Raw genomic sequence first — 22604 nt, 5'->3', positions numbered from 1 at the left:
TCAAAACTGGCCCTGCGACCAAAAAGCCACTTCAAAGGGTGCGGGTCCGTTGCCGGTCCCGCACCCTTTGATTCCCGGCCTGTGCCGGACCCTGCCTGAAAGAGCCTCGGCTCGATCAGTTGTACTGGGTCGAGGTGTCCTGCTGGCGGTCGGCGTTGGAGTCAGCCGTGGTGCCGTAGGCCTCGATCGCCGCGGCGATCTCGTTCAGCTTGGCGGCGTGGGTACCGTCCCACTCCTCCTGGAACTGAACGGCGTCCGGGCCGTTCCACTGGGTCTGACCCATCTGCGCCGTGATCGTCGTGACGACCTGGCGAACCGACTCGGCCTGCGTCCGGAGCGTGTTGGCGAGGCTCTTGACTGCCTCGACATCAAGACCGAAAACGTTGCCACCCTCTGCGACCATGTCATGCTCCTTTGTCTGTGGCTGTCCTTAGTGGACGGCCTCTCGTTTCTGCGACGTCACGAACTATTCCATGGCCCGTGAAACCGCGGAATGGGGAGGACTCCCCATGCCTCGTCACCCAGGCAGGGCGACGTGGATCTTGGTTGCGCGGCCTGCCGTGACAAGGAATCCGCGCCCGGGCGGGAAGTCCTTGCGGCGGATCCGGCCCAATGGTGTGTTCATGAGCGTGTCCCCGTCGGTGTCTCCCGGAGTCAGGAGCAGGCCGTTCCGGCCGGACTTGAAGGGCCCGGCAAGTGTGAAGGCCTTGCTCCAGGAGGATGCCTCGGACTCACCGATGACCAGCTGCTCCTTGCGGGAGGCCAGCTTGACGAACGCCTCCATCGGCTTCTCTGCCGGGGTGCCCGTGAGCTCGGTGTAGTTCTCGATCATCACTGTGAGCGTACCCGGGGCGAGCCGATCGCTCTCGAGGGCAGCTGTGAGGTCCTTGAGCGACTCCACGACGTCCTCCGGGTTGGACGCCGTGACGTCCCACAGGTCCAACGTGGAGAGGCTGGAGCGCCGCGACGACAGGTACACCAGCCGCATGCCCCCGTTGCGGCGGAGCGCGGTCGCCAGCGTCACGAACGCCGTCGTGCGCCCCGACCCGGGCGGGCCCGCCAGCATGAGCGGGCCACGCAGGGGCAGGCCGACCGGCGAGATGTCGAGGTCGCGCAGGCCGATCGTCGCCATGTCGCCGGTGCGCTGCGGCAGCTGGTCGAGCGTGAACGTGTCGGGCAGCCGCTCGACGCCGGGGGCCTGCGGCACTCCGCCGACCGAGCGCATGGTCTGCTCCAGCCGGGCCAGCTCGCGCGACTGCACGGCCACGTTGGCGTCCCCGCCGAGCACGGCGATCTGGGCCTCCTGGCCGTACATGATCGCCCGGCCGGGCGCCGACGCCGGGTTCAGGACGTCCTTCGGCACGCCGAGCATGATGTAGTCGTCCTCCTTGGCCATCCGGTGCACGATCCGCTTCTGCACCGTGGAGGCCAGCGACGGCGGCACGGAGACCGCGCGGTCGCCGCTCATGACGAGGTGGATGCCGACGGGTCGCCCGTCGGTCGCGAGCTGCGTGAACGTGCCGAAGATCGAGAAGCCGCGCGCCGTGATGTTCTCGTAGGACTCACGGAACGAGCCGATACCGTCGACGAGCACGATGATGCGTGGCTCGTCGGGCTTGTTCGCGAGCCGCCGGTACTCCTCGATGGTCGAGGCCCGCACGGCGGCGAACCGGTCGGACCGCTGGTCGAGGGTCTCGCGCAGCCGGCGCAGCAGCCGGGTCACACGTTCCTCGTCGTCTCCCGCGATCACCGCGCCCACGTGCGGCAGGTTCTCCAGCATCGACAGACCGCCCGAGCCGCAGTCGATGCCGTAGACCTGCACGGGGCCACCCCGGTGCGTCAGGCCCGCGGAGACCGCGATCGTGCGCAGGGTGGTGCTCTTGCCGGTGCCACCGGTGCCGTAGATCGCGAGGTTGCCGTCGCTGTCAGGCTCGTAGTGCACGGTCGGCTGGGTCTGCTGCGGCGGGTTGTCCAGCACGCCGAGCACAAGCTGGGCGTCCGTGCGCCGGTTGGGCAGCAGCGCCAGGTCATAGGTCTCGGCGAGCTCGGGCAGCCACGGCTTGCGCGGCAGCGGCACGCCGGCCTCGCTCGCCGCACGGCGGATCGTGGTGACCACCCGCGCGATGTCGTTGGGCCCCGGGTCCTGGTCCTCGACCACCTCGGGGGCGGGGAGCTCCCAGCGCCGTCCGGTGCCGAAGTCCATCTCCTCGACGTCGAGGGTCGACCGCTCCGGCTCGTCCTTCGTCCATCCACCGGCGTAGCCGGTCTGGAACGTGGTGAGCCGCCCGGGTCCGGTCTTCGCGGCGCCGCGGCCGGGGATCGACGGCGAGAAGTGCGCCGCCATGTCGTCCCCGAGCACGTCCTTGGAGTCGTTCTCGTCGGCCATGCGCAGCGCGATGCGCAGGTTCGTGTTGGCGCGCAGGTTGTCCTTGATGACACCGGCGGGGCGCTGCGTGGCGAGGATCAGGTGCAGGCCGAGGGACCGGCCGCGCTGGGCGACGTCGACGACGCCGTCCACGAACTCCGGGACCTCGCCGACCAGGGCCGCGAACTCGTCGACGACGATGATCAGGCTCGGCGGCGCCTCGGGGTCACCCGTGCGCTCCAGGGACGCGAGGTCCTTGGCCTTCTTCCGGTTGAGCAGGTGCTCGCGGTAGTGCAGCTCCGCGCGCAGCGACGACAGCGCGCGCCGCACCAGGTGCGGCGACAGGTCGGTGACCAGGCCCACGGTGTGGGGCAGGTTGACGCAGTCGGCGAACGCGGCACCACCCTTGTAGTCGACGAACAGGAAGGTCACACGGTCCGGGCTGTGCGCGGCAGCCATGCCGAGCACCCAGGACTGCAGGAACTCCGACTTACCGGCACCGGTGGTCCCGCCCACGAGGGCGTGGGGGCCTTGGGTGCGCAGGTCCAGGTGGAACGGCTCGACGCCGTCGTGCCCGATCAGCGCCCGCAGGTTCGTGGGGGTCTTGCGCCGCACCGGCGGCGACCCGTCGCGCGGGGTCAGCGAGAGGTTCTCCCGCCACCGCTCGACCACGCTGTTCGAGTCTCTGCCGACCTCGGTGCCCGCGAGCGCCAGGTAGGAGACGGCGCGCGGCAGGTCGGACTCGTCGTCCGTCGGCGCGCCGACGTCGACCACCGGGGACAGGATCCGGGCCACCTCGCGTGCGGTGCCGAGGTCGGCGGCGTCGCAGCGCACCGGGTAGGCGAGCTGCCCGTAGTGCACCTGGCCGGTCATCGCCCCGTTGTCCTGGGCGGTGGAGTCCAGCAGCACGAACGTGCGGCAGGCGGCGGGGAGCTGCTCGACGGTGGGCGCGATCCACACCACGTGGACGCCGGCGGCCGCGCCGTGCTCCACCAGGCGCACGAGCCGGGAGCGTTCAACGGGGGCGTCGTCCTCCACGAGGACGATGACAGCCGGCAGCACGGGCGGGATCGGGGCTTCCTTGCGGTCCTTGTCCGCGTCCATCTCCCCGACCAGGGGCGCCGGGGAGTCGAGGCTGACGCCACGGCCCTCGACCAGCTCCTCGAGCCGGGTCAGCAGGGAGATGCCGGAGCCCGGGTCGTCGGCCAGGTGGTCGGACGCGCCGAGCGGGCTGTGCGGGGAGCCGGTGTGCGGCAGCCATTCGAGCCACTCCCAGTCCTCCCGCGAGCGGGCGGACGTGATGGCCGTGATGACGACGTCGGCGGGTGAGTGCAGCGCCGCGATCTGCAGCAGCACGGAGCGGCCCACAGGCTCGACGACGCCGCTCGGCCCCGCGATGCCGACGTTGCCGCCGTACCGGAACCCGGCGCCCATCGGCACGTCGTGGATGGTGGAGCACCGGGCCTGCAGCTCCAGCACCTTTTCCCAGTGCTCGGGGATCGCGTCGTTCTCGCGGGGTTCGTCGAACTCGGTGCGGGCCGGGGCCGAGCCGAGCCCGAACCGTACGGTGAGGAAGCCGCGGTGCTCGGGGCGGTGCGTCCACATGAGCCCGCCGAGTCGGCGGACGGCGTCTAGCGACTCGTTGAGCGACGGCGCCTCGGCGAGCCGGACGGCTCGTTCGACGGCGTGGGTTGAGTCGATGCGCGCGGCGGTGGCGACAACGGCCTCCTGGAACTGCTCGGCCGCCTCCTCGAACTGCTTCTTCCCGTAGATCTTCCGGTCGAAGTACATCCCGATCATCATGACCGGGCTCATGAACATGAACAGGAGCGAGATCGGGTTCCGCGTGAAGGCGAACATGACCGCACCCATCGCCATCGGCGCGAGCATCATCATCCACGGCAGGCGCTGCGGCTGCGGCGGCTTGGGCGGCTTGGGGGCCTTGATCTTGTTCTCGCCGAACCGGGTGACCACGCGCGGGGAGCGGTTGAACTCCACGACCGGGCTGGTCGGGGCGATGCTCGTGGAGCGGTGCAGGGCGACGACGGACAGCACGGTCTCGCCGATGGTCACGGTGTCCGACGACGTCAGCACGGCTCGCGTCATCCGCTTGCCGCCCATGATCAGGCCGTTGGCGGACGCGAGGTCGTGCACCTCGATGGACTCGCCGACGACGATGCGGGCGTGCCGCTTGGAGACCTGTCCGTCCTGGAGGCGGATGTCCATGCCCCGGTCGCGGCCGATATAGGTGGTGCCGACCGGCAGCGGGAAGTCGCGCCCGGCGTCAGGCCCCTCAAGAACACGCAGCTGCGCGACGGCGGTGCCGCGGTCCTGCCCGGAGTTCACGAACTGCTCGGAGACCCGCACGATCGAGACCACGGACCCGGAGCGCAGGCCCGCCTGGACCAGGTCGTTGGTCGGGGTCAGGACCCGGCCGCTCGTGAAGCTGGTCGAGCCGTCGCCGACGACCTGCAGGGTCAGGTTCTCGGGCGCGGGGGCGCCTTGACGGGTGGGGTCACCGGAGAAGAGGGCCTCGGCCACGTCGCGCACCGTCGCGGTGGCGTCCGCGGTGACCGCGACGTTCACGCCGGACTCGTCGGGTCGGTTCAGCGTCAGCTTGATACGCACGTCAGGCGTCGTCCTTCAGGTCGAGGAGGGGCAGGTCTGCGGCGGTCACCAGGCGTGAGGCCACGGCGTACTCGACGAGGCGCGCACGCCGGTTGGTGGCGAGCAGTCCAGGGCCGCCGCGCAGCCCCTTCACGCCGATCCGGTCGAGCTTCTCGCAGACGTTGTCTAGCTTGCGGTTAAAACGGGTGGTGGCCCAGCCCAGGCGACGAGCCGCGTCCGCGCTGGACGGGATCTCGCTCAGGCCGGTGCCCTCGCGGCGCAGCATGGGCTCGGCGAGCACCACGATGAGCTGCTTCTGGCTGGTGGTAAAGCTGATGGCGCCGATGGTCGTGGCGCCCGCGTCGGGCTCTTCCGAGCGGACCTCGTGGTACGGAGCATCGGTGAGCTGGGCAGTCACCTCGTACGTGGTGGGGCCGGCGGTGAAGACGATCGAGGTGGTGGGGAAGACCAGCGGCAGGCGATGCCCCGGCGGCAGCCACGACTGCACGCCGCCGCCCGCGTCGCACACGGTCGCCGAGATCAGGGAGCCCACGTTGGAGAGCCACCAGATCCCGTCCTCCTGGGTCACCCGCAGGAAGCGGCGGTGCAGGTAAGGGTTGTCGTCGATCGCGAGGTCGCCCTCGCGGCCGACGTCGAACCCGTCCTCCGCCTGGGCAGGGTCGAACCACTCACCGCAGAACTCGAGCGCGAGATCGCCCATGAAGTCACCCTTCCCCCTGTCAGCCGGCCATTCGGCCGGGGTCGATCAGCCCGCGTCGGCGCAGTCGTTCACCAGCTGGTTCGACGCCCGCCCGGCACGCAGCACGACGACCTCGACGCAGGTCGGTTCGCTGTCGGACCGTGCCACGGTCACCGTGGGCTCCGTGACCTCGGTGTAGCCGGTCTCACCATTGACGATCGACAGCACACGGTACCCGTACGTATCGCCCTCCGCCCCTGAATTCGGCGGGCTCCAGGTGAAGACCACCTCGTCGCCCTGCACCCTGTGCTCCAGGTCCTGGACGGGCGGCACGTAGCCCGCACCGGGGGCGTCCGGCGGGTCCTCGGCCGAGACCGTCGAGGTGTCCTCCGGGTCGGGGTCCCCGCCCCCGCCGCTGAGGGCGATCCAGCCCACGATGATGACCGCCACCAGGACCACCGCACCGGCCACGAGCGCCACGGTCCCCCACGGCGACTTCTCCGGCTCGGGCTCCTGAGGCAGTGGCTCCTGCGTCTCGGGTCCCCGAGTGCGGTGCACCGTCTCCTCCACGGGCGGGGCTTCCCAGCCGACCGACGCGACCGGCACGTCCATGGCCGGGACGGTCGTCCGCGAGCTGGTCCCGCCCGCCTGGGGCGCCCACCCGGACGACTGCGAGGCCGACGGCGCAAAGCCCCCCGACGTCGAGGTACCGGCACCGGACGACGTCGGGGCAGGCCGCTGCCCCGGGTCGATGGCCGTGACGTTCTTCAGCCGGGTACCGTCGTCGTCCTTTCCTTCCTCCTCCTGGACCGCACCGGTCTCGTCGAGGAGGTCAATGGGGGTCATGTCGCGCGCCAGGCCCACCTGGACCTGCTGCAGCGCGCGGGCGAAGGCCAGCACCGACGGGTACCGCGAGGAGGGGTGCTTCGCCATGGCGATGCGGAGCACCTGCTCCAGGGACGGCGGCACGTCGTTGCGCCCGATCGGCGGCAGCGGCGCCTGCTCGACCCGCGCCACGAGGTCCGCGGACGTGTTGGAACCGCCGGGCACCTCGAACGGTGTGCGCCCGGCAAGCAGCGTGTAGCAGGTGGCGGCCAGCGCCCAGACGTCCGTCGTCTTGCCCGCTACCGGCGGGTCGCCGAACGACTCCGGCGGGGACCACGGGATGGACATACCCTCGGCGGCCGACGCCTGGTCGACCGTCGAGGAGATGCCGAAGTCGGTCAGCACGGGGTGCCCGAACTGCGTCACCAGGATGTTGGCCGGCTTCAGGTCACGGTGCAGGATCCCGAGCCGGTGCGCGGTCTCGACCGCGCCGGCAATCTGGATGGTGGTGCGCAGCGCCTCGGCCAGCGAGAAGCGTTCCGAGCGGTACCGCGCGCCGAGGTTGGGGCGGGAGCAGTACTCCATGGCCAGGTAGGGGCGGCCGTCGTCGGCGACGCTCGCCTCGTACATCGTCACGATCGAGGGATGGTTGCCCAGGACCGCCATCAGGTCGGCCTCGGAGTCGAACGCCACGCGCTGGGCGTCGCTCGCGTGCTCCTTGAGGAGCACCTTGACGGCGACCAGCCGCTTCGGGCGCTGCTGCTCGTACAGGAACACGTCCGAGAACCCGCCCGAGCCGATCAGCTTCTTGTACTCGAACCCGGCGATGTGGGGCGGCGCTGACGGCGCACGCTTGCTGCTCACGCTTCTCCTTGGTTGATGGTGGAGCACTCATCGGCACTGGGGGCAGTAGCAGCCCTCACCAGATGCCTTCGAAGGTCAGGGTCGCTCCGTCGCCGAGATCGACGACGTCGCCCTCGACGACGATCACCTTCTCGTTCGGGTGCAGACGCCGGGGTTGCTGGCCCGGCCGCAGGAGCGTCGTGCCGTTGGTGGTCGCGAGGTCCGCGACCAGCACGTGCCACTCCTCGAGGGTGATCTCGACGTGCGAGCGGGAGATGTCCTGGTCCGGGCTCGCCACCGTCACCAGGCGCGGGGTCTGGTCTGCGGAGGCGTTGTTGGTGCGCGGGCGCCGTCCGACGATCACCGGACGGTCGAGCTCCACCACCTGCCCGTTGCCCAGCCCCGGCTGGACACCGCCGGTGACGAGCATCTGCCCGAGCGAGGGACGAGAGACCAGCTCGGCGTCGCTCTCGATCTCCTCACCGCAGGTGCGGCACCGGTCGCTGGTCGGCGGGTTGGGGTGCCCCTGCGGGCAGGCCCGGCCCAGGATCCGCGGGGCGCCCGGCAGGATGCCCGCGGTGAACTTGGGGGTGCCCGCGCCGGCCGCCTTGCGCAGCGCGGCGATGTCGGAGGACATCATTGTCTGGCCGTCGTGGTCCTCGGCGTCGACGGGCGCCGCCTCGACCGCGGCAGCCCGCTGCGCTCCGCCTGGCGTCACTCCGGGCGCGGGGTCGGGCGACGACGACGCACCGGACCAGCCGCCCGGCACGCTCGAGATCAGCCCGTCGCCCGCTGGCTCCTCCTGCGGCGGGTCCGGGACGGGCGGGGGCGACGGCAGGGGGGTCGAGGCCGGCACCGGTTCGGACGCCGGTGCCTCCTCGCTCTCGTCCTCGTCCTCGCCCTGCCGCACCGCTGCGTCCTCGACCCGGCGCATGACCGTGTCGCCGAACAGGTGGCCGTAGTCGTCCTCGGCACCGAACTGCGTGGCCTCGTTGATGTCCGTGCTCGGCGCTTCGTCAGGAGCGGAGACCGCCCCGAGCGACCACGCGGGTTCGGGCGCGGGGTCCGGCTCCGGATCTGCCCCGGACCCGGCCTCGGCCGCTGTCTCGGGCTCGGAGCCACCGATGAGCTCGGGCACGTCGAGCGCGCCCGGCACGATCGTCTCGCCGGAGGCCTGCCCGCCGGGCAGCGCTGCCGAGAGACCCCCGAGCGGCCGGGCACTCCGACGCCCGCCGGCTCCCGAGTCCGGCACCCTGGAGAACGCGGGTACTTCCACCAGGCCCACCGGGGCGCTCGGGGTCGCCGTCTCCGGCACGTCCACGAGGGTGCGGCGCAGCGCGCTCGCGCGCACCACTGCCGCCTGCACCGGGAACTCCTCGTCCGCCGGCACCTCGTCGGTGGTGATCGCGAACGACGTCGGGCCGTCCACCACCCGCTCCGACCACGTGACGACGCCCGCGCCGGTCACCTCGACCGGGCCTCCGGCGCCCGCGGCGCTGACGACCACCTTCACGCCGGTCCCGCGGACGGCGACGTGAGCGGCCGTCGCAGGGTCACCGCTCGAGAGCGAGACGACGGCGAACGGCGGCGTCTGCGCCAGGCCATCCGCGGCCAGCACGGCGAGAGTGGCCGCGACGCCGCCGTCGGGCCGGTCCAGTGCGGTCCAGAGCGCGTCGACGACGCCGGCCTGCGCCTTGCCCGGCAGCACGACCACCGTGCCGTTGCGGACCACCGCCCGTGCTGATCCTTCGCTGTAGTGCACAGTCATCTCAGACCCCCTGGCTCCTTGCGTCGTGCTCTTCGCGCGGCAGGGTGTCCTCGTCCGGCTCCGCACCCGGCCGCGGTGCTGTTGACGAGCCTAAGGTGTCGTGTTCCACACCCGTCACGTCGACCACGACCACCGTGATGTTGTCCCGGCCGCCGGCCTGGATCGCGGCGTCCACGAGGCACGCGGCGGCTCGCTCCGGGTCGGGCTGCTCAAGCAGGATCTTGGTGATCTGCTGGTCGGTCAGCTCACCGGTGAGCCCGTCCGAGCAGATCAGCACACGGTCGTGCAGCGTGACCGGGATGTAGCGGAAGTCGGCCCGGACGTCGTCCTGCGCGCCGAGCGCGCGCGTGATCACGTTCCGCCGGGGGTGCCGACGGGCCTCGTCCATGGTGATGGCACCCGCGTCGACAAGCTCCTGGACCTCGGAATGGTCCACGCTCACCTGCGCGAGCACACCACCGGTCATCATGTAGGTGCGCGAGTCCCCGACGTTGACGAACAGCCAGTACGGCACGTCCTCCCGGTCGTCGACCAGGACGCCGGTGAGCGTGGTCCCGGGCGCGTTGCCCGAGTCCGTCTCGATGGCGCGGACCCGCTGCTGCGCGATCTCGAGGAACGCCTCGACGAGCGCCGGCTCCACCTGCTCCACGTCGGCGAGACCGCTGAGCGCGGACAACGCCTCGGCGCTCGCCACCTCACCCGCCTCGTGGCCGCCCATGCCGTCGGCAACGAAGAACACCCGGCCGGTGGCCAGGTATCCGTCCTCGTTCAGCGACCGGCGGCGGCCCTGGTGCGAGGCCGCGCCCCAGGTCGTCGTCAGTCCCTGTTCCTGCTGGGTCATGCCCGGGTCTCGTTGCGATGCACCAGGATGCGCCGGTCGCCGACGTGCACGGTCGAGCCGACGGGCACGCGGACCCGCGCGCCCGGCTCGGCGACCTGCGGCGAGCGGCCGGGGGCGGAGACGACGGTGCCGTTCGTGGAGCCCCGGTCCGTCAGCCACAGGCCGGCGGAGTCGACGCCCAGCTCGGCGTGGTTCTTCGAGACGGACCGGGTAGGGTCGTCGACCCGCACCAGGATGACGCCGGTGCCATCCGTGGCCTGCGGGTTGCGGCCCACCAGGGCCGGCCCGTCGATGACACGCCGCTCGCCGGACTCGAGCTCGATCACCACTGTCGCCACCGCCGCGGGTTCGAGCACCGGGGCCTGCATCCGGGTCGCGTCGGACAGCTCGTCGCGCTGGGGCGGGAGCTCGGGCCGGACCGGCTGCTGCACCGGCGGGGCGACCGGCTGCTGCACTGGCGGAGCCACCTGCTCCTGCGGAGCGGGCCAGGTCTTGGACGGCCAGGCCGACTCGGGGCGCTGCGCCGGCGCGGGGGCTGGCTGCTGCTGAACCGGCTGAACCGGCTGCTGCTGGACCGGCTGAACCGGCTGAACCGGTTGCTGCATCGGGCCGGCCGGCGGCGCACCGGGCGCACTCCCCGGGATCCCCGTGATGAGGCCGTCCCCGGTCGGCGCTGCCGCCGCGGGTGCCGGGCTCTGCGGGAACGCCCAGGGGTCCGGCGCCGCCACGGGCGCCTGTACCGGAGCCTGCGGCCCGACGGGTGCCCGGGACGGCAGCTGAGCCGAGCCGGGCTGACCAAAGGACGGCGCGGCCGGGCGCAGGGCGGGCAGCCCGGGGGCCCGGGGACCAGGGGCGACCGGTGCCAGCCCGGTGGACATCATGATCCGGGGGGCACGGGTATCGATCACCACGGAGCGGGCCGCCTTGTCCTGCCAGCCCTGGACCTTGTCGCCCTTGTCCCACAGCGGGCTCAGCAGCACCACGAGCTGACCGATGCCGAGCACCACGGCGCCCGCAGCGAGCACGAGCACCCGCAGGATGACCCGGCCGAACCCGATCGGCTCGCGGTCCTCCACGGAGACCGTGCGCAGCCCCATCGCGGCGTTGCCGACCGTACGGCCGGTCCGCCCCTCCCAGATCCACATCGCCAGCCAGTAGCCGAAGGCCACGAACCCAGCGATCAGATAGACCACGAAGAACTGCCCCAGCATCTCGGCCGTCTGCTCCTGCGACGGCACTACGGTGCCCGACGGCCTTTCGATGAACAGGCTGCCGATACCCATGACGATGCCAGCCAGCACACCGCCGACCACACCGTCGATCAGCCAGGCCAGGAACCGCTTGCCGACTCCCGCATAGGGCGCCGCCAACGGCGGCGGCACGGTACCCGACTTGGGGATCTGCGTGGCCGTGTATACCTCGACCTCGGTGGTGATCGGCGGGTGGCTCTCCACGATGGGCACGGATCCGGAGCCGCCCCGGCCGGCGGCGGCCCGGGCAGCGGTCTGCTGCACCTGGCCCCTCGGCGGCGGAGCCTGCTCCATGACGGGCCGGCCGGTGCGGGGGAACTCCCGCCCGCACGCAGCACAGAACGGCGCGCCTTCTCGCTGTGTCGATCCACAGCCAGCGCAGACCACGTCCGTCATCGACTCTCCTTCTTCCGCCGGGACCCGAGCTCGCCGATCATGGCGAGCACCCCGCGTCCACCGCCCATACGCGCCCAGACGGAACGCAGCGACAACGCTGCGATGATCCTCTGCCGCTTGTTCACGCTGGAGCGTAACCCGCCCACCAGCTCGTCGACCTCTAGCCAGAAGGAATCGACGTCAGCAGGCGACGGTTCACCCTGTCCGAAGACCGAGGCGTCCGCTCGGTGCGCGAGCATGAGGCTGGAGGGCGCCTGGCGCTCCCCGGCGATGACCCCGGCGCTCTCGCGCCTGGTCGCCCCGAGCGGCACCACTGTCCCGAGGTCGGTCACGACGTCGACCACCTCGTGCCAGCCGCCGCTGATGCGGTCGGCCGGCTGCTCGGCGGTGCGCCGCGCCGTCCGGCGTCGGGCCTTGTAAGCAAGGATCGCGACGATCGGACCCAGGATCACCAACAGCGGGATACCGACCGCCAGCAGGATCATCCCGAGCAGGCCCCAGTCGAACGGGTCGTTCTCCGCCTCGTCCTGCTCGTCGTCCTCGACGCTGCCGGCCTTCGCCTGGTCGGGCTCCTCCGGCGGCTCCGGGTCCTGGAGCACCGGCGGCTTCGGCTCCTGCCTGCTCTGCGGCAGGGGCTGGATCTGCGGCTGCTCGTCCGGGACGGCGTCGATCGGCACCCAGCCGTAACCCTCGAACGGCACCTCGATCCAGGCGTGCACGTCGCTGCCGAGCACCGTCCAGGGCTCGCCCTCGACGTAGTCGCTGTCCTTGTCGGGGTAGAAGCCCATGACCACCCGGGCCGGGATGCCCGCCTGGCGCGCCATGAGGGCGAGCGCGACGGCGAACTGCTCGTCGTCGCCGACCATCTTCTCCTCCGCGACGAGCGTGTTGACGCGCTCGGCGGAGTGGCCCGGCCGGGACGGAGTCTGGTCCGCGAGGCCGCTGGAGAACACACCCGAGTCCTGCAGGGCGTCGCGCATCAGGAACAGCTTCTCGGCCGGATTGGTCGTTGTTCCCATGAACTGCGTGGCCTTGCCGGCCAGGCCCGGCGGCATCACGCTCGGGTCGGTCTCCGGCAGGTTCTTGTCCATGATCGTGCCCTGCAGCAGGGTCTCCTCGTCCGGCTGTTCCTTTACCAGGGTGTGCAGGGTGTAGGAGTCGCCCGGCCCGAGGCCCGCGGTGGTGAGCGCGGTGCTGGTGTCCGTGTTGTAGTACGCGCCGTCGATCTGCGCCTCGGCGTCACTGCCCTTGAACTGCAGGCCGGTGAGGTTGCCGATCTCGGGCACCCAGACGCCGCTGTAGTTCAGGATGTCGACCTGGATCGGGATCGGTGTGCCCTTGTCGGTCGTCGCGATCTCCTCGCCGACGCGCGTGTAGACACCCGTGTCGCCGCCCTTGCCAGTGGCGTCGTAGACCACGCCGTCGTACTGGTCGAGGGTCGCGATCCGGATCCGGGCGCCCTCGGGATACGCGCTGACGGTGAGGATCTCCTCCTCACGGACGTCCTTCGCGTAGTGCCGGAACGCCACGAGCGGGCTGGTGAACTGGTGCACGTCGAAGGGCGGGACGATCGCATCGCGGAGCACCACCCGGTCCTGCCCCGACGGCATGAGGATCGGCGCCGTGAAGCCGGCGGCGAGGGCAGCGACGGCCAGGATCGTGGCGCCCGTGCGGACGCGGTACCAGCGCAGCCGCCGGGTGGCCTCACGGCTGGACTCCGTGCTGATCGAGTGCGTGCCGACGCGCGCCTCCATGACCCGCACCCCACCCCAGAGGAGGGCCACGATGGCGATCACGAGGCCCTGCACGACGGGCAGCGCCTCGTTGACCGTGCCCAGCAGGATGACGCCGACCAGGCTGACGACGACCGGTACCACTGCCCAGACCGCATGCTTCGCGCGCCACGCGATGGTGCCCGCGACCAGTGCCACGATGAGCATGAGCAGGAACGGGACGACGCCGAGGTCGGGGAACGACCGCATGGGCGGCACGGTGGTGACGAACTGCTTCCAGCCCTCCACGGAGGCGAGCAGCAGCTCGCGCAGCGTGTCCAGGGTGGGGACAACACCGAAGATGGTGGTGTGCGGCAGCGCCAGCGCGCCGCCGAACAAGAGGTAGGCCAGTACGGCGAGGGCCGTGACCACGACGGCGGGGAAGCGCCGCCAGGCGCCCAGCCAGGCGATCCCGAGCCCGACGACGACGCCACCGATGGTCGGCTGCAGGTAGCCGAGCGAGCCCCAGACGGGCCCGAAGCCGATGGCGACGGCACCGAGCATCACAACAAGCGCCGCCAGGTCGACCAGGGCGAGCCGGGTCAGTGCGCGCGGGCGGTCCGCCTCCTTGCGGCGCGTGGTGCCCCGACCCGTACCGGTCCGATAACCCGGACCGGTGCCGTACGGCGTCTGGCTGCTCTGCGTCCGTCCAGCCGCCGGGGCATTGCCCCGCGTGTTCTCGTCACTCATGCGTCGCTCATCTTCTTCAGGGCAAGGGGCAGGTCCGCGAGGCGGCCCAGGGTGAGCACCCCCAGCTCGGCGATGGCATGCCGGCCCAGGGAGGCGCCCGGCACGCACTGGATGGCCATGACCTGCACCCCCGCGGGAACACGTGCCGACGCCGCACGGAGCTCGGTCGGCGTGACCCTGCTGCCGACGATGAACGCGATCACCGAGAAGTCGGCGGCGGCCATGCTCGCGGCGCGGGCGAGGTCCACCAGCTTGGACTTGCGGGACTCCATCTCGATCCGAGAGAGGTCGTCCATCAGGCGAGTGCGGTGGTCACCGTGCAGCGTGGCCTCGTTGACGAGCACGGTGACGCCGCGGTCCTCCTTGATGGCCTGCAGGCCCAGGGAGCCGCACACGCTGACGGCGAGCTCGAACTCGTCCTCGTTCGCGTAGTCCTCGGCGCGCGTGGACAGCAGCACCGCGAGGTGCGAACGCCGGGTCTCCTCGAACACCCGCACCATGAGCTGGCCGGTACGCGCCGTCGTCTTCCAGTGGATGTGCCGCCGGTCGTCGCCGGCCACGTAGTCACGCAGGGCGTGGAAGTTCACGTCCGAGCTAGTGATGTCGTTGGTGATCCGCCCCTCGAGGTCCTTGAGGAAGCCCGTCGAGGAACCCGTGAGGTTCTTCACGCGCGGGTGCACAAAGACCTCCTGCTCGCCGGTCCACGTCATCTCGCGACGCAGCAGACCCAGCGGGTCGGCACGGACCGACTTGACGGGACCGACGGTGATCACGCTGCGGCGTCGGGTCGGGATCGTGAAGATCTCCTCGTGCGAGCCGCCGCCCTTGAGGCGCGGCACGGGGAACGCGGCGGTGCCGGTGCCCACGGGGAGCTCCATCACGGACGGCAGCAGCGGGCGGCTCGACGCGTTGCGCACGTCGAGCCGGCCGACGGCGCGGTCGCCGACAGTCACGCGCGCCTGTGCCAGGTCGAGCACAACGTCGTACTTGAACCGCCCGAGCACGAACACGATGGCGCACAGGAGCGTCACGGTGAGCACGATCGCGGCCACCAGCACCTCGAGCCAGCCAAGCATGAGCCCGGCGACCCAGGCGGCGACCGCCATGATCGTCACCGCGATCCCGAACGTGCTGAACGTCTGGCGGATCGGCGCGAGCACGCTGCCCACGGCCCTCGCCCACGAACGGATGGCTGCGGCGACGGTCACCGAGCCACGGCGGCCGCGCAGCACCTGCGCGCGCCCCGCAGCGACGGCTCCAGCAAGGCCGCGCGGCTTGTCCTGGCGCTTGCCGTACCCCCCTGCGCCGATCCCGGTGGTTGTCATACCGCGGCCCGCTCCTGCGGCGCTGCGACGTCGGCCATGATCCGGGACAGGATGACGTCGGGGCGGGCGCCCGCGAACTCGGCCTCCGGGTCCAGGACGAAGCGGTGGCCCCAGACCGGCTGGGCCAGCTCCTTGACGTCGTCGGGCAGCACGTAGTTGCGCCCGTGCGCGGCGGCCCAGACCTTGGCGCAGCGCACCAGGGCCAGCGCACCACGGACGGAGACGCCCACGCGCACCTCGTGCGCGTTACGCGTCTCCTCGGAGAGGCGGGACACGTACTCCAGCACCGCGGTGTCGGTGTGCACGGTCGCCGCCAGGTCGGCCATCTCGGTGACGGCCTTGGTGGTGATGATCGGCTGCAGAGCCGAGCTGCGGTCCTTCAGCGCGGCCCCCGACAGGATCTCCACCGTGGAGGCGTGATCCGGGTAGCCCACCGACGTCTTCATCAGGAAGCGGTCGAGCTGGGCCTCGGGGAGGCGGTAGGTACCCGCCTGCTCGATCGGGTTCTGGGTGGCCAGCACCATGAACGGACGGCCGGTCTCGTGTGCGACGCCGTCGACCGTCACGCGGCCTTCCTCCATGACCTCCAGGAGCGCGGACTGCGTCTTCGGCGAGGCACGGTTGATCTCGTCCGCCAGCACGATGGAGGCGAAGATGGGGCCGGCGTGGAAGTCGAACTTGTGGGTGTTCTGGTCGTAGATCGTCACACCGGTGACGTCCGACGGCAGCAGGTCCGGCGTGAACTGGATGCGCTGGTGCGAGCCCTGGACCGACGCCGCGATGGAGCGGGCGAGCATGGTCTTGCCGGTTCCCGGAGCATCCTCCAGGAGCAGGTGGCCCTCGGCGAGCATGCAGGTCAGCGCAAGGCGGATTACCGGAGCCTTGCCCAGGACCGCCTGGCCGACGTTGCCGACGAGCCGGTCGAAGGTCTGGGCGAACCAGGCCGCCTGCTCGGGGGTCATCGTGGTCATCTCAAGTTTCCCTACTGCTCGTTACGTCTCGTTCATCGGGTGAAAGTTTGTCTTGATCATGGCGTGACCGGCCGCCGACGGCGCGGCGGCCGGTCACGGCCGGTCCTACCAGGTAGATCTCTGGTACTCCACGCCGTCGATCCAGACCTCGACCGGTACGCCGGGGTGGCCGAAGTAGCAGTTGAGCTGGATCGAGCCGTTCGCCGGGAAGTTGTAGGTCCTCCGCGAGCTGCCGGCCCAGGTGGTGGCGTGGTTGATGATGTCGTGCCACACGCTGGGGCCGCCGGAGGCCGACGTGTCACCGGCCCAGCAGGCGACCTCGTGGTTGCCCGCCGCGAAGTCGCTGACGGTCACCCGGTAGTAGTTGCAGGTGCCGGAGCTGCAGCCGCTCACGACACCGGTGCTGGCGCCACGCGAGACTGTCGCTGTCGGGTTGGGCCGCGGGTCGGCCGTGCCCGAGGCGCATTGCCGCGCGGTCTGCCCCTCGGTATCCGTCACCGTGACGCACGCCTCGAGCGTCTGGCTGTAGCCGGCCGATGCCGACTGCCTACCGCTCTTGTTCGTGCTGGTGATTGCGCCGCTCACCGCCACCGTGGTGGAGCGCCCGTTGGTGGCTGTCGCGTCCCACGTGAACGTGACCTGCTGGTCGCCACCGCTCGCGCTGATCGACGGCGTTGGCACAGGGCCAAAGGGAACCACCGCGCTCGACGCAGCAGACCAGCCGGAGCACGTGTACTGGTTGCAGGCCCGCACCTGGAAGGTGTACGAGGTCCCGTTGTTCAGGCCGCCGTAGGTGTACGACGTCGCATTCCCGGCGTTCTGAACGCCCCCGCCGCTGGCCTGGACCTCGTACCGGGGCCCCGGGCCACGGAAGGCCGCGCTCGATATGCCGCTCCAGGTCACGTTGGCCTGCCCGTTCCCGGGACTGGCCTGCACGCCGGTAGGCACGTCAGGCGTGCCGTACGGCACTACCTCGTTGGACTGCCCGCTGTCCGGCGACTCGCCCGCCTTGTTCTCGGCACGCACCGTGAACGTGTAGGACGAGTTGGTGCTCAGGTCCTGGACAACCTGCGACGTGCCAGTCACGGGGAGGGTGCGCGTCAGGGAACCGTCCTGGTACTCGGTCAGGGTGTAGCCCTCGATGGCGGCGCCGTTGTTCGCGGGCGCAGTCCAGCTCACGTTGATCTGGCCGCCGACGGCGGTGTCCACCCGGCTGGCGGTCGGCGGGGCCGGCTGGGCCGGGGGCGCGGCCGGGGTCTCCGGCGCGGACGGGTCGGACCACTCCGAGGGGTCGGGGGCCTGGTTCTTGGCCTGGACCCGCACGGTGTACGCGGTGCCGTTCTCCAGCCCGGTCCAGGTGATCGGGCTGCTGGTCTCGCACGCCTTCTGGATGGCACCGTCGGCCGGGGCCGGGCTGATCTCCAGGTTCACGCACTCGATCGGGGACCGGTCGGTGTAGGACCGGTTGGTCCAGGCCACCGTCAGGCTCTCGTTGCCGAAGTCCAGCCGCGGCGGCGCGGGCTTGTCCGGCTTCTCGTCCGGACGCGCCTCACGCGAGGCCGGTGAGGGCTCCGAGTCGCCCACCTCATTGGTCGCGACGACCGTGAAGGTGTAGGTCACGTTGTTCTGCAGACCGTCGAACGTACAGGTGGTCGTGGCGCACTCGTGCTCCTGACCCCTGTCGGTCTGCAAGGTGTAACCGGTGATGTCGGCGCCGTTGTTGTTGGGCTGGTCCCAGGACAGCACCACAGTCTCGGAGCGCACCTCCTCCACCCGCGGGGCGCGGGGTGACTCAGGCTTGCCCAGCACGGTCAGCTTTGCGATGCCGTCGACCTCACGGTCCGGGTCCCCGGTCGCGTCCTGCACGCGGTAGCGCACCTGCATCGTGCCGGTGTAGTCCTCGTTGGGCGTGACCACAAGCTGGTTGCCCGCGTAGTCCGCTTCGCCGACACCGGTCTCGATCACCGGAACGTCCGACAGCGTGAGATCCTCCTCGGGGAACGGGTTGGTGTCGTTGGCCAGTACCGGGATCGTCGTCGCCTCACCCTGGTGGGCGTCCAGCACCACGTCCGTCGTCGTCTTCACCTCCGGCCGGGTGGAGGCCACTACCTCGACGGTCAGCTCGGCCTCGACGGGCGGGTTCTTGCCGTCCGAGACCGTCATGGGAAGCTGCACGAAGGTGCCCTTGGCGACCGAGGCCTCGACCTCTCCGGTGACCGTGGCCCCGGAGACCTTCGTGGTGACGCCGGCCTTGCCCTCGACCACGAAGGTCAGGGGGTCCTTGTCGGGGTCCTTGACGTACCGCGACAGGTCAACTGGCGCCTCCTCACCGGCCGCGACCTCCAGCACCGGGGTACCGGTGATCTTGGGCGGCTGGTTCTTGGACGGCGTCACGTCGATCGGCAGGGTCAGGACAGAGGTCAGGCCCTCGGGGTCGTCGGGCCCGGCGCCATCGGTCACCTCGAAGCTGACCGACGCCGCACCGGCGTAGTCGTCCTCGGAGGTGTAGACCACGGTGTCCTCGTCGGAGACCTCGACCTTGCCCTCCAGGGCCTTGACCGTGTTCTCCTCGGTGATCCGCGGCTCATGGCCGTCCCTGACCACCACGTACTTGGCGAGGTCGATCGTCAGCGGTTCCCCGCTGAACGCCTTGAGCGGGTCCAGCCCCGGCTTGATGTGCGGCCGCGACTCGTCACCCGGCACCCGCACGAACGCCTTGGCCTCCAGGCCGTCCATGTCGGTCACGGTGTAGGTGATGACCTGCGCGTTCTCGGTGAGCTGCACCTCGATCGCGCCCTCGTCGGTGATCTGCACCGTTTCCAAGGACGGGTCCACGGAGATCTCGAGCTCGGCCGCCACGCCGTCCGGGTCGGTGTCGTTCTCCAGCGCGTTCACCGTGACGGTGGCCGAGCCATCGACGTTGTCCACGGTTACCACGTCGTCCCTGGCGATGGGGCGAAGCAGGGGCGCGTTCGCGTCGACGTTCACGGTGATCGCGCCGCTGGCGCGCGCCTTGTAGCGGTCCTGGATGCCGTAGTAGAAGGAGTACGCGTTCTCCTCGGCGGGCGCGGTGACGACCACGTCGTCCTCCACGGCCTTGGGCTCCAGGTCCCCGATGCCCTCGAAGCCGTCCGTGTACAGGCCGATCTGGTCGCCGTCCGGGTCGGTGTCGTTCTCCAGCGCCGATACCGCCACCGTGCGGCCCGGCCGCACGGTCGTCTCGTCGTCGGTGGCCTGCGGCGGCTGGTTGGCAGCCGGGGCGGGCGCAATACCCACGCGGACCAGGCCCTCGCCCAGCGCGCCGCGGGTGTCGGCCACCTGGTAGGTGAAGGTGTCCAGGCCGGCGGCATCCACTGCGGCCTTGTAGTCGACGAACCCGTCCACGATGGTGGCGTTGCCCTGCGACGGCGCCGCCGAGATGGAGCTGAGCGTCACGTAGTCACCGTCAGGATCGGTGCCGTTCAGCGGCAGCGGGATCCGAACGATGCCGTTGGCCAGCACCCGCGCCTCGATGTCGGGCAGCTGCGGGGCGGTGTTCTCCGGCGCGTCGATCACGTTGATCGTGACCTGCGCGGAGTCCTTCTGCCCGTTGGCGTCCGCCACCTCGTACACCGCGTGGAACGTCCCGGCCTCGCTACCCGCCCGGAAGCGGACAGTGTCCTCCGAGACGAACGCCTCCCCCGCCGACGCCGGCGGCGCCTCCTGCAGCTCGTCCGTCAGGGTGAGCTCCAGGCCGTCCGGGTGCGTGTCGTTCTTCAGCACCGGGATGGTGACCACGTCACCGACGTGCACGGTGGCCAGGTCCGGGCCCGCCTCCGGTGGCCGGAGCTGAGCCGGCGCCGGGATCGGCACCACCCGCACCTGACCCGTTACCGTCCCCGCTTCGTTCGCCACCTTGTAGTTGACGGTCACGGGTGCGTCGAGCCGCTTGACCTCGGAGACCTTCAGGATCTGGTGGTTCAGCACGGCGATCTTGACCGGGGCGTCGGACGGCACGTCCACGCCCTGCACCACGAGCACACCGCCGGCGGGGTCGGTGTCGTTGGCGACCACGTCCACCAGGGCGGACCCGCCGGTGGGCAGCAGCACCTGGTCCGAGACCGCCACCGGAGAGCCGACCTCGTCCGGCGGCGTCAGAACGTCCACGCGCACCAGACCCAACGTCGCGTTGGGCCCGTCCGAGAGCTGGTAGGTCACGTCGTACGAGCCGGGCTCGTCGCTGTCGAAGCGGAACGTTCCCGCGTGGTTGTTCGGGACGATCTCCGCCCCGTTCTGCTCCGAGACCGACGTCAGGCGCAGCTTGTCCTCGTTGGCGTCGTGGTCGTTCGCCAGCGGCCGCACCGTGACCGGCTGGCCGGCGAGGACGCTGACGTGGTCCTGCACCGCAACAGGTGGCACGTTGGTGGCGACCACGTCGATCAGCAGGCGACCTTCGGCGGGCAGGTTCATCGAGTCGGAGACCGTGATGTCCACGATCTTGCGCCCGGTGGTCGTGCCGCCGTCACGGAACTCGATGGTGCCGTCCGGGCGGAACCGGACCTCGTCCAACGGGTCGGCCGTGCTCGCGTTGGTCAGGAACAGGTCGTCCCCGTCCGGGTCCTTGAAGTAGGGCAGCACCTTGATGCTGGCCAGCCCGTCCTGCCCGACCGTCAGGACCGGCTCGCCGGGCTGCTCCGGGGGGTTGTTCTCCTCGAGCGGGACCACGTTGACCCGCACATCAGCAGTCGCCTTGCCCTTGCGGCCGTCGTCGACCTCGTACTGGAACGTGGTGGAACCGGTCGCGTCCGCGGGCACGTCGACCTGCAACGCCCCGCCGTCCAGCACCCGGTCCACACTGAGGTCGCCCTCGGGGGCGGACTTGACCGACGCCGTCATCACGTCGCCGTCCTTGTCCACGTCGTTGCCCAGCACGTTCAGCACCGTGGTGCGGCCCGGCCGCACCCCGAACGTGTCGTCCTTCGGCTCCGGCGGCCGGTTGGCCTTGTTCCGGTCGGCGACGAAGTTGTCGACCTGCTCCGGGGTGGCTTCCTCGGACTCGTCGTTCTCGCCCTCGGCGTCCGTGGGGGTCTGCTGGTCCCAGTCGTCCACGAGCTGGAACTCGTCCGGCGCCATCCACAACTGACCGTTGGCGACGTCGTTGAGCACGATCACGTCCCGGTTGACCCGGTAGACCAGGTTCATCGAGGCGTCCACGCCCTCCAGGACCTGATCGAAGTCGTTGTCCTGCTCCACGCAGTCGCGCTTGACCTGGCCCGAGTTCCACGCGCCGTAGGTGCACCCGTTGAGCTGCACCGGCGCCGACGGCGTCCCGGACGCAGCACCCTGAAGGTTCTGCGTGGTCGGATCCCCACCACCGAGCGGCTGATAGACCAGACCCTTGGAGGTTGCGATCACCGCGTTCTCGGCCTCGGCCGACGGCTGCTGCAGCATGCCCTGCGCGCCATCCTCGACCTCGACCGAGTCCCCGCCGGGCAGGATCAGGTTCCCCGTGGACTGGTCCAGCACCACCGGCTCGTCCCCGACGGCGGAGATCTGCACCTCTGCGGTCGGGCTCAGGGGCAGCGACGACTCCTCCACGCCCTGCGCCACGCCCTGCGCTCCGGTCTTGACCGTGTACAGGGTGTGGTCCTGCGGCACGGCGAGGTAGACGGTGCCGTCGGTGCCGACCGTGAGCTTGCCGCCCTTGCCGGCCTTGATCGTCGGCTTGAGCTCCTTCTCGTCAAAGGAAGCCGAGTCGAACGGGATCACCCAGGCGAGACCCGTCTCCGGGTCGTACACCGCGGTCGTCGCACCACCGGCAGCAACCTTCGCCCCCGCCGGGAACTCCATCAGCCCGCCCAGGGACAGCTGCGCCGGATCGATCGCATTGGCCGAGTAATCACCCGTGTTGTCCAGCAGGACCCGCTGCGCATCCTGCTCCACGTCGAAGTTTGCCGCGCCTGCGAGCAGCACTCCGTCCAGCGCCCGCGCCTCGTAGTTGAACCGGCCGAGCTGGCCCGACGCCGTCTGCGTCACCCACACACCGGAATCGTTCAGCTGAACATCAGCCGTTGCCTCACCGTCGTACAGCAGGGCAAACGTCACCAGCCCCGCACCGAAGAGGGTCACCACGCCGGCAGACACGATCGACCGACGGTTCTCGAACACGCGTGAGGCCAGGCTCATGCGTCCTCCTCTTCATCACTTCACCGAATTTGGGCCCGCCCGGACGATCAACACAGGCGCAACGGCAGCACCCTACCGGCCGGCGG

General features: G+C 70.6%; 11 protein-coding genes. All 11 read right to left on the bottom strand.

What is annotated here, in order from left to right; genetic code table 11:
* Positions 1-115 precede the first annotated feature (115 nt).
* The 11 genes from AB1046_RS19510 to AB1046_RS19460 all read right to left on the bottom strand — a co-directional run bounded on the left by AB1046_RS19510 (position 116) and on the right by AB1046_RS19460 (position 22518).
* Positions 116-403: a hypothetical protein gene (locus AB1046_RS19510; RefSeq protein ID WP_369370950.1), complete on the bottom strand. Its 288-nt coding sequence runs from the start codon at positions 401-403 to the stop codon at positions 116-118.
* Positions 404-517: 114 nt separating this feature from the next.
* Entirely contained in the window at positions 518-4993 is a 4476-nt protein-coding gene (locus AB1046_RS19505) for an FtsK/SpoIIIE domain-containing protein (protein ID WP_369370949.1), read from the bottom strand.
* 1 nt (position 4994) lies between these two features.
* Positions 4995-5693 carry a hypothetical protein gene (locus tag AB1046_RS19500; RefSeq protein ID WP_369370948.1) on the bottom strand — a complete coding sequence of 233 codons (699 nt, stop codon included), beginning with the start codon at positions 5691-5693 and terminating at the stop codon, positions 4995-4997.
* A 45-nt stretch (positions 5694-5738) separates the two neighbouring features.
* Positions 5739-7361 (bottom strand): serine/threonine-protein kinase, encoded by a 1623-nt coding sequence (locus AB1046_RS19495; protein WP_369370947.1) that lies wholly within the window; start codon positions 7359-7361, stop codon positions 5739-5741.
* 55 nt (positions 7362-7416) lie between these two features.
* Positions 7417-9108, bottom strand: coding sequence for an FHA domain-containing protein (locus tag AB1046_RS19490; RefSeq protein WP_369370946.1), 1692 nt, complete (start codon positions 9106-9108; stop codon positions 7417-7419).
* Position 9109: 1 nt separating this feature from the next.
* Complete coding sequence (locus AB1046_RS19485) at positions 9110-9949, bottom strand: PP2C family serine/threonine-protein phosphatase (protein ID WP_369370945.1); 840 nt, start codon at positions 9947-9949, stop codon at positions 9110-9112.
* Positions 9946-11463, bottom strand: coding sequence for an RDD family protein (locus AB1046_RS19480; RefSeq protein WP_369370944.1), 1518 nt, complete (start codon positions 11461-11463; stop codon positions 9946-9948). The genes AB1046_RS19485 and AB1046_RS19480 overlap by 4 nt, the downstream gene beginning before the upstream one ends.
* Before the next feature lie 128 nt (positions 11464-11591).
* Complete coding sequence (locus AB1046_RS19475) at positions 11592-14057, bottom strand: transglutaminaseTgpA domain-containing protein (RefSeq protein WP_369370943.1); 2466 nt, start codon at positions 14055-14057, stop codon at positions 11592-11594.
* Positions 14054-15382, bottom strand: coding sequence for a DUF58 domain-containing protein (locus tag AB1046_RS19470; RefSeq protein WP_369370942.1), 1329 nt, complete (start codon positions 15380-15382; stop codon positions 14054-14056). The genes AB1046_RS19475 and AB1046_RS19470 overlap by 4 nt, the downstream gene beginning before the upstream one ends.
* Positions 15379-16353 (bottom strand): AAA family ATPase, encoded by a 975-nt coding sequence (locus AB1046_RS19465; RefSeq protein ID WP_369370941.1) that lies wholly within the window; start codon positions 16351-16353, stop codon positions 15379-15381. The genes AB1046_RS19470 and AB1046_RS19465 overlap by 4 nt, the downstream gene beginning before the upstream one ends.
* A 105-nt stretch (positions 16354-16458) precedes the next feature.
* Positions 16459-22518, bottom strand: coding sequence for an Ig-like domain-containing protein (locus tag AB1046_RS19460; protein WP_369370940.1), 6060 nt, complete (start codon positions 22516-22518; stop codon positions 16459-16461).
* Positions 22519-22604: the final 86 nt, after the last annotated feature.

The sequence above is a fragment of the Promicromonospora sp. Populi genome (genome assembly GCF_041081105.1).
In the GTDB taxonomy this organism is placed as follows: domain Bacteria; phylum Actinomycetota; class Actinomycetes; order Actinomycetales; family Cellulomonadaceae; genus Promicromonospora.
The sequence above is the reverse complement of the archived record's forward strand: the minus strand, read 5'-3'. Positions and strand labels throughout refer to the sequence as shown.